At 68.1% G+C, this 14430-nt stretch carries 15 protein-coding genes and 1 tRNA gene; 11 read left to right on the forward strand and 5 right to left on the reverse strand.

What is annotated here, in order from left to right; genetic code table 11:
• Position 1 precedes the first annotated feature (1 nt).
• Complete coding sequence (locus KBO27_RS01095) at positions 2-658, reverse strand: class I SAM-dependent methyltransferase (protein ID WP_210968135.1); 657 nt, start codon at positions 656-658, stop codon at positions 2-4.
• A 100-nt stretch (positions 659-758) separates the two neighbouring features.
• On the opposite strand from KBO27_RS01095, the gene KBO27_RS01100 reads away from it, so the two are divergent.
• The 3 genes from KBO27_RS01100 to KBO27_RS01110 all read left to right on the forward strand — a co-directional run bounded on the left by KBO27_RS01100 (position 759) and on the right by KBO27_RS01110 (position 3133).
• Positions 759-1253 carry a nitroreductase family deazaflavin-dependent oxidoreductase gene (locus tag KBO27_RS01100; RefSeq protein ID WP_210968136.1) on the forward strand — a complete coding sequence of 165 codons (495 nt, stop codon included), beginning with the start codon at positions 759-761 and terminating at the stop codon, positions 1251-1253.
• Positions 1241-1978: an MBL fold metallo-hydrolase gene (locus KBO27_RS01105; protein ID WP_210968137.1), complete on the forward strand. Its 738-nt coding sequence runs from the start codon at positions 1241-1243 to the stop codon at positions 1976-1978. Before KBO27_RS01100 ends, KBO27_RS01105 begins: the two co-directional genes overlap by 13 nt.
• A 72-nt stretch (positions 1979-2050) precedes the next feature.
• Positions 2051-3133, forward strand: coding sequence for an alpha/beta hydrolase family protein (locus KBO27_RS01110; RefSeq protein ID WP_210968138.1), 1083 nt, complete (start codon positions 2051-2053; stop codon positions 3131-3133).
• A gap of 2 nt (positions 3134-3135) precedes the next feature.
• On the opposite strand, the gene KBO27_RS01115 is transcribed toward KBO27_RS01110, so the two are convergent.
• Together KBO27_RS01115 and KBO27_RS01120 are read right to left on the reverse strand one after the other, a co-directional pair.
• Positions 3136-3609 carry an OsmC family protein gene (locus tag KBO27_RS01115; RefSeq protein WP_210968139.1) on the reverse strand — a complete coding sequence of 158 codons (474 nt, stop codon included), beginning with the start codon at positions 3607-3609 and terminating at the stop codon, positions 3136-3138.
• Between the two features lie 90 nt (positions 3610-3699).
• A tRNA-Gly gene (locus KBO27_RS01120) sits at positions 3700-3773 on the reverse strand.
• A gap of 90 nt (positions 3774-3863) precedes the next feature.
• Between KBO27_RS01120 and dcd the strand changes: the two genes are divergently transcribed.
• Positions 3864-4445: a dCTP deaminase gene (gene dcd / locus KBO27_RS01125; protein ID WP_132672005.1), complete on the forward strand. Its 582-nt coding sequence runs from the start codon at positions 3864-3866 to the stop codon at positions 4443-4445.
• Between the two features lie 241 nt (positions 4446-4686).
• Entirely contained in the window at positions 4687-6093 is a 1407-nt protein-coding gene (locus KBO27_RS01130; RefSeq protein ID WP_210968140.1) for a sugar porter family MFS transporter, read from the forward strand.
• Between the two features lie 170 nt (positions 6094-6263).
• Here the strand turns inward: KBO27_RS01130 and KBO27_RS01135 are convergent, their stop codons facing one another.
• Positions 6264-6473, reverse strand: coding sequence for a hypothetical protein (locus KBO27_RS01135; RefSeq protein ID WP_210968141.1), 210 nt, complete (start codon positions 6471-6473; stop codon positions 6264-6266).
• Positions 6474-6552: 79 nt separating this feature from the next.
• Here KBO27_RS01135 and KBO27_RS01140 point away from each other — a divergent pair, with 79 nt between their 5' ends.
• Together KBO27_RS01140 and KBO27_RS01145 are read left to right on the forward strand one after the other, a co-directional pair.
• Positions 6553-7389, forward strand: coding sequence for a helix-turn-helix domain-containing protein (locus KBO27_RS01140; RefSeq protein ID WP_210968142.1), 837 nt, complete (start codon positions 6553-6555; stop codon positions 7387-7389).
• A 21-nt stretch (positions 7390-7410) separates the two neighbouring features.
• On the forward strand, positions 7411-7599 hold the full coding sequence (locus tag KBO27_RS01145) for a DUF397 domain-containing protein (RefSeq protein ID WP_210968143.1): 189 nt from the start codon (positions 7411-7413) through the stop codon (positions 7597-7599).
• Between the two features lie 52 nt (positions 7600-7651).
• On the opposite strand, the gene KBO27_RS01150 is transcribed toward KBO27_RS01145, so the two are convergent.
• Positions 7652-9880: a (Fe-S)-binding protein gene (locus KBO27_RS01150; RefSeq protein ID WP_210968144.1), complete on the reverse strand. Its 2229-nt coding sequence runs from the start codon at positions 9878-9880 to the stop codon at positions 7652-7654.
• 538 nt (positions 9881-10418) lie between these two features.
• Between KBO27_RS01150 and KBO27_RS01155 the strand changes: the two genes are divergently transcribed.
• The 4 genes from KBO27_RS01155 (at position 10419) to grpE (ending at position 14427) form a co-directional block, all read left to right on the forward strand.
• A complete protein-coding gene (locus KBO27_RS01155) occupies positions 10419-10742 on the forward strand; it encodes a DMT family transporter (RefSeq protein ID WP_132686867.1) in 324 nt (107 codons plus the stop codon).
• 5 nt (positions 10743-10747) lie between these two features.
• Positions 10748-11338, forward strand: coding sequence for a TetR/AcrR family transcriptional regulator (locus KBO27_RS01160; protein WP_307870226.1), 591 nt, complete (start codon positions 10748-10750; stop codon positions 11336-11338).
• A 492-nt stretch (positions 11339-11830) separates the two neighbouring features.
• Complete coding sequence (dnaK, locus tag KBO27_RS01165; protein ID WP_132671998.1) at positions 11831-13705, forward strand: molecular chaperone DnaK; 1875 nt, start codon at positions 11831-11833, stop codon at positions 13703-13705.
• A 17-nt stretch (positions 13706-13722) separates the two neighbouring features.
• Positions 13723-14427 (forward strand): nucleotide exchange factor GrpE, encoded by a 705-nt coding sequence (gene grpE / locus KBO27_RS01170; protein WP_210968146.1) that lies wholly within the window; start codon positions 13723-13725, stop codon positions 14425-14427.
• The last annotated feature ends 3 nt before the right edge of the window (positions 14428-14430 follow it).

The raw sequence follows: 14430 nt of genomic DNA on the forward strand, positions 1-14430 counted from the left end.
CTCATCGCGTGAAGAGCGCCCGCCAGGAGGTCATGTCCGGGTTCGCCGGCAGCGGTGCCTGCTCGATCCGCTCGACCCGCAGGCCACCGGTGGCGAAGGCTTCGATCTCGCTGCGGGTCAGCGGCCACGGCGGACCGTCCACATCGGTGCCTTCGGCTCGAACTCCGGAGATCACCAGCAGTTCGCCGCCCGGCGCGACCATCGCCGCGACCCGGTCGGTGGCCTCCGCGCGCAGCGACAGCGGCATCGACTGCACGGTGATCGACTCCAGCACGAAGTCGAACCCGCCGACCCACTCCGGTGGCGGGTCCAGCAGATCAGCGGTCACGTACTCGACCCCGGAACCGGCGTGTCGCGCGCGGGCGTCGCGGATCGCGGTCTCGGAGATGTCGAACGCCGTGGTCCGGAATCCCAGCGAGGCCACGAATTCGGCGTCCCGCCCGTAACCGCAGCCGACCACCAGCGCCGACCGGCCGGAGCCGTCGACATCGCGCCCCCAGTCGGGCAGCAACCCGTGCGGTGCCTCCAAGTCCCACGGCACCACGGCCTCGCCGCCGGAAGCCGCGGCGTAGAGCGGTTCGAACCAGCCCGTCGGTCGTCCTTCCGACAACGCTTCCCCGGCGAACCGGCTCGCGTCGGCGTCCCTCGGATCCACCATTTCCCCAATCACCCCGAAGTTCTCGCGAACCCGAACATCTTCCCAGCCGCGTCCACCGAATTCTCCGGTCGCGGGGCGGGATCTGTGCTCTGCTGGTCGGATGACGGATGACCGGTCCTCGCGGGTCGCGAACCTGGCCGCGAGGCTGCTGCGCACCAGGTGGCTGGTTCGGGCGCCGATCTGGATCTTCCGCGCGGGTCTGGGCGGGGTGTTCGGGCAGCGCCTGCTCATGCTCGAACACGTCGGTCGCAAGTCCCGGCAGCCCCGGTACGTGGTGCTGGAGGTCGTCGACCGAACGGAAACCGGCTACGTCCTGGCCGCCGGTTTCGGCGAGCGCACCCAGTGGCTGCGCAACCTCGACGCCCACCCCGGCGCCCACGTCTCCGTCGGCGCCCGGTCGCGGGTTCCGGTGGAGGCCAGGAGGCTCACGCCCGCCGAAGCGGCCGAGACCCTGCAGCGCTACGCCGCCAGGAATCCCCGCGCCTGGGCCAAGCTGCGCCCGGTCTTCGAGCGGACGTTGGGAGCCCCGATCTCGGAGTCCGGCACGACGCTGCCGATGGTCGCCCTGACCGAGACACGTCCGTGCGGCGGGTGACCGTGCTCGGTAGCTGCGCGGCCTTCCCGGAACAGGGCCGGGCGTGCAGCGGATTCGCGGTGGACTGGGCCGGGCACCGCCTGGTCCTCGACCTCGGCTACGCGACCCTGCCGAGGCTGTTCGACCACTGGCCGGACGGCCGGGTGGACGCGGTAGTCATCACCCACGAACACCCCGATCACTGCATCGACCTGCACGGCCTGTTCCGCGCGAGATTCTACGGCGGTGGGCCGACACTGCCGTTGTACTGCCCTCCTGGCGTGCTCGACCGGCTCGCCGGCCTGGAACCCGACGTCGACCTGCACGCGGTCTTCGACGTGCACCCGCTACCGGGGGCGTACCGGGTTGGGCCGTTCGAGCTGACCGGTCTGGCACTCCCGCACTTCGTGCCCAACACGGGAATCCGGTTGAGCGCCGAGGGCATCACGTTGGCCTACACCGGAGACACGGGAGTGGACCGGAACCTCGTGGAACTGGGCCGGAACGCCGAGCTGTTCATCGTCGACGCCACCGACCGGCCCGGCGAAGCTTCGCGGCGGAACCTGCTGTCCGCCACGGAAGCCGGGTGGTGGGCGCAGCGGGCGGGTGCCCGGAACCTGATGCTCACGCACTTCTGGCCGGGCAACGACCGCGCAGCAGCCCTGGCCGCAGCACGAGCGGAGTTCGCCGGAGACGTGTTTACGGCCGAAGAGGGTTCCACGTTCGCCTTTGCTCCCAACGGGTAGTGGCCGCGGGAAGGCCCGGTCGGGGTGGTTGAGCTGTGCTCTGCTGGTCGGTGGGACTGGGAGGAGGCGGTCGTGCGCTGGATCCGGATGCTGCTGTGCGCGCTCGTCCTGCTGTGCCTGGCGCCGCAGGCGAGTGCGCGGACCTCACCGCCGACGCTGCCCCCGCCGCAAGGGGCCTTTCCCGTCGGCGAGGTCTCGTTCCCACTCGTGGACCCGGATCGTACCGATCCGTGGCACCCGGCCGGCGGGCCGCGGACGCTGATGACGACGCTGCGGTACCCGGCGGTCGACGGACGCGGTGAGCAGGCGGAGTACATGCACCCGGAGGTCGCCCGGCAGTCCACGGCCAACTGGCTGGTGGACGTTCCGCCCGAGCAGGTCGCGGCCACGCGGACGCACGGCGAGCAGGCGGCCGTCCCGAGGACGGGCCGGTGGCCGTTGGTGGTGCTCTCGCCGGGCTTCTCGTTGCCGCGCGCCACGGTGAGCTCCCTCGCCGAGCACCTCGCCGGCAGCGGTTACGCGGTCGCCACGGTGGACCACCTCCACGAGGCGCCGATCGCGCTGCCGGACGGTCGGGTGGTGCCGTGCGCCAGGCCGGTGCCGTGCGGTCTGCACGATCTGCAGCCGGTGGTGGAGTCGCGCGTTCTCGACCTGGGCTTCGTCGTCGATCACCTGTCCGCGCTGCCGTTCGTGGACGGCGAGCGCATCGGGGTCGCAGGGCATTCGATCGGCGGCGCCAGCGCGCTGACCCTCCAACGCCGGGATCCGCGGATCGATGCCGCGGCCAACCTCGACGGCACCCTCTACCGGCCGGAGTCCGTGGCCGGTCTCGACCGCCCGGCGCTGCTGCTGCGCAACGGCGAAGCCTGGGAGGGCGACCAGGATCCGACGTGGGGTCAAGCGTGGCCGGGCATCCACGGCTGGAAGCGCTGGCTCGCGGTCCGGGGCACGGACCACTCCTCGTTCACCGACATCTGGTTGATCATCGACCAGCTCACCGGTCAGGGCCCACCGCTGGATCCGGCTCGGGCCATCGACGTGACGCGCACCTTCCTCGCGGCGTTCTTCGACCAGCACCTCAAGCACGAGCCACGACCGGTGCTGGACGGGCCGTCGGCGCAGTTCCCCGAGGTGGTGTTCGTCGGGACCGGGTGAGGTCAGAGGACGTGGGCCTCGGGCTCGTGGTGGATGGGGAAGTTGACCGAGCGGGCGATGAAGCAGACCTCGTGGATCTTGCCGTGCAGCGAGTTGGCCTGGTCGATCATCGATTCCTCGGTGACGGTCACCTGGGGCCGCAGCGTCACCTCGGTGAGCCGGCCGCCGCCTCCGCGCTCGTCCATCGTCATGACACCGTGCGCGTCGTCGGTGTAGTCGACGACGACCACTCCGGCGTTCGCGCTCAGGTGCAGGAACCAGAGCATGTGGCACTGGGCGACGGTCGCGACCAGCAGCTCTTCGGGGTTCCACCGGGACGGATCGCCCCGGAACGCGGGATCGGCCGACGCCGCGATGGGATCTTTGCCCTGCGCGAGGATCTCGTGCGCGCGGCTGAAAGCCCGGTAGTCGTTCGTGCCGGTTCCGAGATTCCCGGTCCATTCGATCGAGACGTCGTAACCATGCGCTGTCGCCATGCGAGGAGTGTTGGCAGCGGAGTGCTGAAAGCTGCGGGAAAAAGAAAGACCCAGGGAAGCTCTGGGCTTCTGACCTGGGTCTTCGTTCCGTGGAGCGGATGACGGGAATCGAACCCGCGTTCTCAGCTTGGGAAGCTGATGTTCTACCATTGAACTACATCCGCATTCGTCGCAACGGTGCTCACCGTTCGACGCTGCGTAGATTAGCACGGTGGGCGGGGAAGATCGACATCGGCTCCCGATACCCTGGTCGTGTGCTGCTGAGTGATCGGGACCTGCGTAAAGAGCTGGACGAGGGACGTCTCGAACTGGATCCGTTCGACCCGTCGATGATCCAGCCGTCGAGCATCGACGTGAGGCTGGACCGGTACTTCCGGGTCTTCGACAACACCCGCTACACCCACATCGATCCGTCGAAGCAGCAGGACGAGCTGACTTCGCTGGTCGAGACCCACGAGGACGAGCCGTTCGTGCTGCACCCGGGCGAGTTCGTGCTGGGGTCGACGTTCGAGTCGGTGAAGCTCCCCGACGACCTGGCCAGCCGGCTGGAGGGCAAGTCCTCGCTGGGGCGGCTGGGTCTGCTGACGCACTCCACGGCCGGGTTCATCGACCCGGGTTTCAGCGGCCACATCACGCTGGAGCTGTCCAACGTGGCGAACCTGCCGATCACCCTGTGGCCCGGGATGAAGATCGGCCAGCTCTGCCTGCTGCGGCTGTCCAGCCCCGCCGACTTCCCGTACGGGTCGAAGGAGGCGGGTTCGCGGTACCAGGGTCAGCGGGGCCCGACGTCCTCCCGCGCGTACCTCAACTTCAACGTCACCGACACCCGCCGCTGAGCGCTGCTGCTCGGGCGTGGAGCAGTGCGTTGCGAAGCCGGGTGGTAACGCTTCGCGTTCCCAGTGAATGTGACGTTTTGCCAGGTAAGCGCTGTTGCCTGGAGATTTGATGATGGGTGAAACAAATCACCCTGAATCGAGCAAGGCAAGTGCGGGGTTCAGAACTTAGGATCCCTCCGCCCGGCGCTCTGGAACGATCCCGCAACGGGGCGGATCGGCGTGTGGGCAAGCGGGAGAATCGATGTCCGCATTGCAGTCGCGTGCCTCGGGCGGAACCGCCAAGCTCGGGCACGTGGTGATGATCGCCGGGGCTGCGGCTCTCGGCGGCTTCTTGTTCGGCTACGACACCTCGGTGATCAACGGCGGTGTCGACGCGATCCAGGAGCACTTCGGCGTCGGCTCGGCCCTGACCGGCCTGACCGTGTCGTCGGCGCTGCTGGGCTCGGCCGTCGGTGCCGGTATCGCCGGTGGCCTGGCCGACCGGATCGGCCGGATCCGCGTCATGCAGCTGGCCGCGGTGCTGTTCATCATCAGCGCCATCGGCTCGGCCGTTCCCTTCGCGATCTGGGACCTGGCGATCTGGCGCGTGGTCGGTGGCGTCGCCATCGGCATCGCCTCGGTGATCGCCCCGGCCTACATCGCCGAGGTCGCGCCCGCCGAGTACCGAGGCCGGCTCGCCTCGTTGCAGCAGTTGGCGATCGTGCTCGGCATCGCCCTGTCCCAGCTGGTCAACTACGCCCTGGCGGCGTTCGCGGGCGGCAGCGCGTCCGGGATGCTGGGGCCGATCCAGGCTTGGCAGTGGATGCTCGGCGTGGCCGCGATCCCGGCCGTGGTCTACCTCGTGGTGGCCTCCGCGATCCCGGAGTCGCCGCGTTACCTGGTCGCCGCCGGCAAGCTCGACCGGGCGCGCGAGGTGCTGAACAAGATCGAGGCGGGTGACGCCGACGCCAAGATCGCCGAGATCCAGGGTGCCCTGGGCGGCGAGCGCAAGCCGAAGCTGAGCGACCTGCGAGGCAAGTTCGGCGTGCTGCCGATCGTGTGGGTCGGCATGGCGATCGCCGCGTTGCAGCAGTTCGTCGGCATCAACGTGATCTTCTACTACTCGTCGTCGCTGTGGCACTCGGTCGGCATCAACGAGGAGAGCTCGCTGCTGCTGAGCCTGTTCACCTCGATCGTGAACATCATCGGCACCCTCGTGGCCATCGCGCTGGTCGACAAGATCGGCCGCAAGCCGCTGCTGGTGATCGGTTCGGTCGGCATGACGGTCTCGCTGGCCGTGACCGGCTGGGCGTTCAGCTTCGCGCGGGTCGTCGGAGAGGACGCCATGCTGCCCGCGCAGTGGGGTGTCGTCGCGCTGATCTCGGCGAGCGCGTTCGTGCTGTTCTTCGCCGCCTCCTGGGGCGTGGTGATGTGGGTGCTGCTGGGCGAGATGTTCCCGGCGCGCATCCGCGCCGCCGCGCTGGCCGTCGGCACGGCGACCAACTGGGTGGCGAACTGGCTGGTGACGGTGAGCTTCCCGAGCATGCGGGACTGGAACCTGCCGGTCACGTACTTCATCTACGCGGCCTTCGCGGCGCTGTCGGTGGTCTTCGTGGTCAAGTACCTGAAGGAGACCAACGGCCGCTCCCTGGAGGAGATGGGCAGCTGACCCGGCTCCCCCGCAGCCGCAGTCGAGGGCGTCCCCACCCGGGCGACGCCCTCGACTGCTTTTCGGGGCCAGGACCGGCCTCATGAGCTGCGGCGACGAGGTGGGATTCGAATTTCGCGCGAAATTCGACCGCCGAAGTTCGGGCTCGGGGGGGGGGGGGGGGGGGATGGTCAGGGGCGGTAGAGGGTGAGGTTGAAGAGGTCGCCGAAGCGGGCGTTGGCGTTCTCGGCGGTGTCGAAGACCGCGAACTGGCTCCTGCCGCGTTCGAGCCAGAACAGGACCGCTCTGGTCTCCAGCTCCATGCCCCAGATCTGGACCTTGTCCGGGTCGGGTGTTCCGTCGGTGTTCTTCTCGGCGAGGCCGAAGATCGTCGGTGTCATCGCGTTGATGGTCCGCACGGGATTCCCCCGTTGGGATCACCGCAATCGGGAATCCCGGTCCTGGGCTCCCGCTGGGATCATGGAATTCGTGCGCAGCAGCCCCACGTTCCGGCGTCGTCGGCTCGCGCGGCGGATACGGCGGTTGCGGGAGGACGCCGGGCTCACCCAGGAGCAGGCCGCCGCTTCGCTGGACATGTCGACAAGTGCCCTCAGCCGCAAGGAGACCGGCGAGGTCGCCACCTCCGTCCACGAGGTGCGCTCGATGATGGACCTCTACGACGCCTACGACCCGGAGCTCGTTGATCTGGCCAGGTCGGCGAAGGCGAAGCCGTGGTGGCACGCGTACGGCATTACTAGTCGCGGTTATTTCGACTTGGAAGAAGAGGCTGTTTCGGTTCGCGATTGGCAGTCCGCCTTCCTGCCGGGATTGCTCCAGACCGAGGACTACGCGCGCGGAGTGTTCGATGGAGTGAGCGTGCTGGCGGAGAAGGAGATCGACAAGGCGGTGGCAGCGCGGATGCGGCGGCGGCATCGGCTGCACGATGCGGATGAGCCGCTGTGCTTCTCGGCGGTGATCGATGAGTCGGTGCTGCTGCGTCCGGTGGGTGGACCGGCGGTGATCCGGAAGCAGCTCGCGGCGTTGCTGGAACTCATGGACATTCCGACCGTGACAGTGCAGATCATGCCCGTTGCGGCAGGCGCTCACCGCGGCCTGGAGGGCTCGTTCACGCTGCTCAGCTACGCGGATGTCGAGGAGGACGACGTCCTGTTCGTGGAGCACGCGGTCGGCTCGCTGCACATCGACAAGCCGGAGGCGGTCGCGATGGCGGCGTCGACTTTCGAGCGGATGCGCGCCAGTGCCTTGAACGGTGAGGAATCGGCCGCGCTCATCAGTCGGTTAGTGTCCGACTGCTAACCCGAGCGAAGGCGCGGAACCATGGATCTATCGGATGCCCAGTGGCGCAAGAGCAGCCGTAGCGGCGGTGGCGGCGATGGGAATTGCGTTGAAGTCGCGTTCGTCAGCGACGCCGTGGCGGTGAGGGATTCCAAGGACCCCGCCGGTCCGGCCCTGGCCTTCCCAACAGAGTCTTGGCGGCAGTTCTTGACGTCCCTCGCCGACCGCTGATTTCAAGACGGGCGCCACCCTCGCGGGAGGCCCCCTTCTCAGCTCAGAAGCGTCAGCTGCTGGCGGGTTCCGCCTCGGCTGCGCCGTCCTTCTTGTCGTCGCCGCGCTTGACCGCGTTGAGCAGCAGCTGGGCGACGTCGACGACCTCGACGGACTCGTTGGCGACCTTCTCGCTCTTCCGAGCGGTCAGGCCGTCGGAGAGCATCACCTTGCAGAACGGGCAACCGGTGGCGATCTTCGAGGGGGCGGTGCCCAGGGCCTCGTCGACGCGCTCCTGGTTGATCCGCTTGCCGGTGCGCTCCTCCATCCACATGCGGGCACCGCCGGCGCCGCAGCACATGGAGCGGTCCGCGTGGCGCGGCATCTCGCGGAAGGTCGCACCCGCGGCGCCGACCAGGTCGCGCGGCGGCGTGTAGACCTTGTTGTGCCGTCCCAGGTAGCAGGGGTCGTGGTAGGTCACGTCCTCGGCGACCGGGGCGACCGGGGTCAGGCGCTTCTCGCGGACCAGCTTGTTGAGCAGCTGGGTGTGGTGCACGACCTCGTAGTCGCCGCCGAGCTCGGAGTACTCGTTGGCGAGGCTGTTGAAGCAGTGCGCGCAGGTCGCGACGATCTTGCGCTTGCCCGGCTCGCGGCCCTCGAAGACTCCGTTGAGGACCTCGACGTTCTGCTGGGCCATCATCTGGAAGATGAACTCGTTGCCCGCGCGGCGGGCCGGGTCACCGGTGCAGGTCTCCTCCGGGCCCAGCACCTTGTACTTCACGCCGGCCATGTGCAGCAGCTCGGCGACGGCCTGGGTGGTCTTCTTCGCGCGGTCCTCGAAGGCACCGGCGCAGCCGACCCAGAACAGGTACTCGTCGTCGGCGGCGAGCTCACCGTCGAAGACCGGCACCTCGAAGTCCAGGTCCTCGGTCCACGCGAGGCGGTCCTTGGCGTTCTGGCCCCACGGGTTGCCCTTGTTCTCCAGGTTCTTGAACATCCCGCCCAGCTCGGTCGGGAAGTTCGACTCGATCATGACCTGGTAGCGGCGCATGTCGACGATGTGGTCGACGTGCTCGATGTCCACCGGGCACTGCTCGACGCAGGCACCGCAGGAGGTGCAGGCCCACAGGACCTCGGGGTCGATGACGCCCATCTCCTCCGGGCCGCCGACCAGCGGGCGCTCGGCCTCGGCCAGCGCCAGGGCGTTGATCTTGCCCAGCTTCTCCTCGGCGCCGTCACCGGTGATGCCGACCTCGTCGCCGGCCATGTCCTTGCTGCCACCGGCGAGCAGGTACGGGGCCTTGGCGTAGGCGTGGTCGCGCAGCTGGGTGATCATCAGCTTCGGCGACAGCGGCTTGCCGGTGTTCCAGGCGGGGCACTGCGACTGGCAACGACCGCACTCGGTGCAGGTCGTGAAGTCCAGCCAGCCCTTCCAGGAGAAGTCCTCGACCTTGCCGGCGCCGAAGACGTCGGTGTCGGGGTCGGCCTCCTCGAAGTCCAGCGGCTTGCCGCCCGACATCATCGGCTTGACCGCGCCCAGGGCGACGTCACCGTCGTCCTCGCGCTTGAAGTAGATGTTGAAGAACGCGCTGAACCGGTGCCAGGCCACACCCATGGTCATGGTGCGGGCGACGACGATCAGCCAGACGGTGGCGCTCATCAGCTTGATGAAGGCGAACACCGAGACCAGGTTCTCGCTGGCGGGCAGCAGCATGCCGACCGGGCCGGAGACGAACTCGGCCCACAGCGGCATCTCGTGCACGCCCAGGGCGGCCTTCGCGGCGCGGACACCGAGGATGCCGATGCCCTCGATCAGCACCACGGCCTCGATGAAGTAGGCCCAGGCGAAGTTGGAGCCCTGGAAGCGGGAGACGCGTCCGGCCTTGCGCGGGTGGTTGGCCTGGCGGATCGCCATCAGCACGAGGATGCCGACGACCGTGCCGACGCCCAGGATCTCCATCAGCAGGTGGTAGATCGCCAGGTGATCGAGGATCGGCCAGCCCCACGTGGGGACGAAGACCTCGCCGTAGGCCTCGAACAGGGCAAGGGAGCCGAGCAGGAAGCCCCACATGACCAGCCAGTGCCACACGCCGACGTGGCGGAACTTGTTCATCCGGGTGTGCGCGGCGAACTCCTTGACCAGTGTGGCCAGACGCGCCAGAGCCGGACCGTTCCGGGTGCCGTCGGGTTGCCCGAGGCGGATGATCCGCACGAATCGGGCGATGGTCATGGCGAACATGCTCCACGCGACGACGCCGAGCGCGACCGAGATCGCGCCAAGCGTGATCTGTACAGCACCCATGCTCGCGGCCTCCTGTTTCGGGGGTTGTCCGTTTGGGGAGCGTACGCCCTGTTACCCGCTGGTAACCACGGGGGCCGGGGCGTGAATTCGGGAACAGACGGTGATTCTGCGAGACCCCAGGTCGAAAAACTACTTGGGCGTTCGTCCAGTTTTCTGCTATTTTCGGTGCGGTGACGACCAGATCGCGGTCGTCCGGGGTGCCGGGTGTTTCTGGAGTTGTCGCTGTTGAACGCCCGGGGCAGGTGTGGGCACGTGCCGCGGTTTCACCGCCGCGGCGGTGCCGATCAAGGCAAACTGATGAGCGCTTGTGCGATTTTCGCCACGTAATTGATCGAGTGAACGTCGTCATCGATCGATCCGCACCTGGGGGTAGGGGCATGGTGGATCCGCCATCCCGATCGTCATCCGGGCGGCGATCGCCGTGTCCATGACCATCTGGGGCCTCGGCGAGCGCGACTGATCCCGTTCGTTCCCGCCACCCGGGGACGCGCACGTCCTAAAAGTTGGGCGATCGCCCATGTTGATTCGAGGAGGTCTCGTGGCGTATCTGCTGCTCGTGGTGGCGATCTGCAGCGAAGTGGTGGGCACGGTGTCGCTGAAGCTGTCGGAGGGCTTCAGCAAGCCCGTCCCGTCGGTCGCGGTCGTGATTGGATATGCGATCGCGTTCACCGCCATGAGCGCGGTGCTCAAGCTCGGGCTGCCCGTCGGCGTCGTCTACGCGATCTGGGCAGGGGCCGGCGTCGCGCTGGTCGCCGTCATCGGAGCGGTGTTCCTCGGTGAGTCGATCACGGCTGTGCAGGTCGCGGGCATCGCGCTCATCATCGGCGGGGTGGTGGCACTGGAACTGGGAGGCGCGCATTGACAGAGGTGACCGACGGGCGGCGGCTCAAGGGAGAACGTCGCCGCCGCGCGATCGTCGACGCGGCGCTTCGGGTCGTGGCCCGCGAAGGCGTCGGCGCCGTCAGCCACCGCAACGTCGCGCGCGAAGCGGGCGTCCCGCCGGCGTCGATCGCGTACTACTTCAACGGCATCGACGACCTGCTGGTCGCCAGCCTGCTCGACGGGTGCGAAGGCCTCGTCGAGCAGATCACCACCGTCCGCGAGCAGGTCACCGACAACACCCAGTGGCCGCGCGCCATCGCCGAACTGCTCGTCCGCATGATCATCGAGCAGCGCGAGCGCACCATCGGCGAGTACGAGCTCTACCTCCTCGCCGCCCGCCGACCCGCCCTGCGCCCGGCCGCGCGCCGCTGGATCGATCTCATCCGGGGCAACATCAACAACGGCGAAGGCGCTGACGACCCGGTGATCAGCGCCTTCATCGCGGGCATGGACGGCCTGCTCATCCAGGCCCTCATCGCCGACGAACCCCCCACCGTCGACGACCTCGAACCGGTCCTCCGCTTCCTCATGCACCCCCACGACTACCTGCGCCTGGGCACCTCCACCCCAACGTGACCTGGTCCCTGCGGCCGGGCACGTGGTGGCCGGATTACTCCGGTAATCGGGTTCCCGAATACGGCGGTATTCCGTCCCCGAACCCGGATTACGGCGGTATTCCGGGTCACCGACGTCCCGTGGTAGCCAGGTCATGCACCGAGTGCCGCGGTGGTCCGGTCATTTCCCGAACCGCTGCAACCCGGACGCCGAGTGCCGCCGTGGTCTGGTCGCGGATTCACGGATTACCGCCGTAATCGGGTCCCTGATTACCGCCGTATTCGGGTCGCCTTGGGCTGGGCGGGTGACGTCCCGGCGTGTCGAGTGGGTCACCCGGTGAGGGGCGCGGGAACTGATCTGGCTGGTCAGGCGTTGGACTGGCAGAAAGCTTGAGTGGCCCTTGCTCAACCCGTTTGACGGTGCGCATGGGTAGTGGGTAAAACTTGAGCGAGCAAGGCTCAAGAGCCGTCGGACGGCCTTGGGCGGACTGGACTAGTACTGGAGGAACCACCCATGGCGCGAGCGGTCGGCATCGACCTGGGGACGACCAACTCCGTCGTTTCCGTCCTGGAGGGCGGTGAACCGACGGTGATCGCCAACTCCGAGGGCTCGCGGACCACGCCGTCCATCGTGGCCTTCGCGAAGAACGGCGAGATCCTCACCGGTCAGCCTGCGAAGAACCAGGCGGTCACCAACGTTGACCGCACCATCCGGTCGGTCAAGCGCCACATGGGCACCGACTGGAAGGTCGGCATCGACGAGAAGGACTACACGCCGCAGGAGATCTCCGCGCGAGTCCTGATGAAGCTCAAGCGCGACGCCGAGGCGTACCTGGGCGAGGACGTGACCGACGCGGTCATCACCGTCCCCGCCTACTTCGAGGACGCCCAGCGCCAGGCCACCAAGGAAGCCGGTCAGATCGCCGGCCTCAACGTGCTGCGCATCGTCAACGAGCCGACCGCCGCGGCCCTGGCCTACGGCCTGGACAAGGGCGAGGCCGAGCAGACGATCCTGGTCTTCGACCTCGGTGGCGGCACCTTCGACGTCTCGCTGCTGGAGATCGGCGAGGGCGTCGTCGAGGTCCGCGCCACCTCCGGTGACAACCACCTCGGTGGTGACGACTGGGACGAGCGGATCGTCGACTGGCTGGTCGAGAAGTTCAAGTCGTCCAACGGCATCGACCTGACCAAGGACCGCATGGCCATGCAGCGGATCAAGGAAGCCGCTGAGAAGGCCAAGATCGAGCTGTCCTCCTCGTCGACCGCGGGCATCAACCTGCCCTACATCACCGTCGACGGTGACAAGAACCCGCTGTTCCTGGACGAGACGCTGTCCCGCGCCGAGTTCCAGCGGATCACCTCCGACCTGCTCGAGCGCTGCCGCAAGCCGTTCGAGTCGGTCATCCGCGACGCGGGCATCAAGCTCTCCGAGATCGACCACGTCGTGCTCGTCGGTGGTTCCACCCGCATGCCGGCCGTGTCCGACCTGGTCAAGGACCTGACCGACGGTCGCGAGCCGAACAAGGGCGTCAACCCGGACGAGGTCGTCGCCGTCGGTGCCTCGCTGCAGGCCGGTGTGCTGCGCGGTGAGGTCAAGGACGTCCTGCTGCTCGACGTCACCCCGCTGTCCCTGGGCATCGAGACCAAGGGCGGCATCATGACCAAGCTGATCGAGCGCAACACCACGATCCCGACCAAGCGCTCCGAGACCTTCACGACCGCTGACGACAACCAGCCGTCGGTGCAGATCCAGGTCTTCCAGGGCGAGCGCGAGATCGCCGCGCACAACAAGAAGCTCGGCATGTTCGAGCTGACCGGCCTGCCGCCGGCGCCGCGCGGGGTCCCGCAGATCGAGGTCACCTTCGACATCGACGCCAACGGCATCGTGCACGTCTCCGCCAAGGACCTCGGCACCGGCAAGGAGCAGTCGATGACGATCACCGGCGGCTCCGCGCTGCCGAAGGACGACATCGAGCGCATGGTCTCCGACGCCGAGGCCCACGCCGAGGAGGACAAGAAGCGTCGCGAGGAGGCCGAGGCCCGCAACCAGGCCGAGACGCTGGTCTACCAGACCGAGAAGGTCCTCAAGGAGAACGACGAGAAGCTGCCCGAGGAGACCAAGACCAAGGTCAAGGGCGCGATCGACGAGGTCAACGAGGCCCTGAAGGGCGAGGACGTCGACGCCATCTCCAGCGCCGTGGAGAAGCTGGCCACCGAGTCGCAGGCTCTCGGCCAGGCCCTCTACGCCGACGCCGGTGCCGCCGCCGCGGGCGACGCGGGTGCCGGTGACGCCGCTGGTGAGGCCGGTGCGGGCTCCAGCTCCTCCGCCAAGGACGACGACGTGGTGGACGCCGAGATCGTCGACGACGAGGACGAGAAGAAGAAGTGACTTCGGACAGGCCCGAAATGTCGCGCAACGAAGGCGAGCAGCAGGAGCCGGTGGTCGTCCGGGATCGGCGTCGAATCGACCCCGAGACCGGCGAGCGCCGGACCCCTGCTCCGAACGGAGACGAGGCTCAGGTGGCCGAAAGCATGTCCGGCACCCTCGACGAGGAGTTCGGTCAGGCCGACGCGTCGGCCGAACAGCCCGTCGACGGTGCCTCGCCCGAGCAGGGTGGCGAGTCCACCGGCCTGCAGAAGCAGGTCGACGAGCTCACCGCCGACCTCAAGCGGGTCACCGCGGAGTACGCGAACTACCGCAAGCGGGTGGAACGAGACCGCGAATCGGTGATCGCCGCCGCGAAGGCGTCGGTGGCCGGTGACCTGCTGACCGTGCTCGACGACCTGGAGCGGGCCGAGGCGCACGGCGACCTCAACGGCGCGTTCAAGGCGGTGGCCGACAAGCTCATCGGCACGCTGAACTCCTCCGGTCTGGAGGCGTTCGGCGCCGAGGGCGACGAGTTCGACCCGTCGGTGCACGAGGCCGTTCAGCACACCACCTCGTCGGAGGTCTCCGGGCCCACGGTCACCACCGTGATGCGCCGCGGCTACCGGTTCGGCGAGCGGGTGCTGCGCCCGGCGATGGTCGCGGTGACCGACTACGAGGCCGACGGCGAAACCGCGTCCGAGGCCGGTGCCGGCCAGTCCGGCGAGTCCACCGAACAAGAGTGACCA

Source organism: Saccharopolyspora endophytica, assembly GCF_018070075.1.
GTDB lineage: Bacteria > Actinomycetota > Actinomycetes > Mycobacteriales > Pseudonocardiaceae > Saccharopolyspora > Saccharopolyspora endophytica.

What these genes read in the sequence shown, in the direction of transcription:
- KBO27_RS01095 (WP_210968135.1), bottom strand. Translation starts at nt 658, where the DNA reads ATGGTGGATCCGAGGGACGCCGACGCGAGCCGGTTCGCCGGGGAAGCG.
- KBO27_RS01100 (WP_210968136.1), top strand. Translation starts at nt 759, where the DNA reads ATGACGGATGACCGGTCCTCGCGGGTCGCGAACCTGGCCGCGAGGCTG.
- KBO27_RS01115 (WP_210968139.1), bottom strand. Translation starts at nt 3,609, where the DNA reads ATGGCGACAGCGCATGGTTACGACGTCTCGATCGAATGGACCGGGAAT.
- KBO27_RS01130 (WP_210968140.1), top strand. Translation starts at nt 4,687, where the DNA reads ATGTCCGCATTGCAGTCGCGTGCCTCGGGCGGAACCGCCAAGCTCGGG.
- KBO27_RS01135 (WP_210968141.1), bottom strand. Translation starts at nt 6,473, where the DNA reads ATGACACCGACGATCTTCGGCCTCGCCGAGAAGAACACCGACGGAACA.
- KBO27_RS01140 (WP_210968142.1), top strand. Translation starts at nt 6,553, where the DNA reads ATGGAATTCGTGCGCAGCAGCCCCACGTTCCGGCGTCGTCGGCTCGCG.
- KBO27_RS01145 (WP_210968143.1), top strand. Translation starts at nt 7,411, where the DNA reads ATGGATCTATCGGATGCCCAGTGGCGCAAGAGCAGCCGTAGCGGCGGT.
- KBO27_RS01150 (WP_210968144.1), bottom strand. Translation starts at nt 9,880, where the DNA reads ATGGGTGCTGTACAGATCACGCTTGGCGCGATCTCGGTCGCGCTCGGC.
- dnaK (WP_132671998.1), top strand. Translation starts at nt 11,831, where the DNA reads ATGGCGCGAGCGGTCGGCATCGACCTGGGGACGACCAACTCCGTCGTT.
- grpE (WP_210968146.1), top strand. Translation starts at nt 13,723, where the DNA reads ATGTCGCGCAACGAAGGCGAGCAGCAGGAGCCGGTGGTCGTCCGGGAT.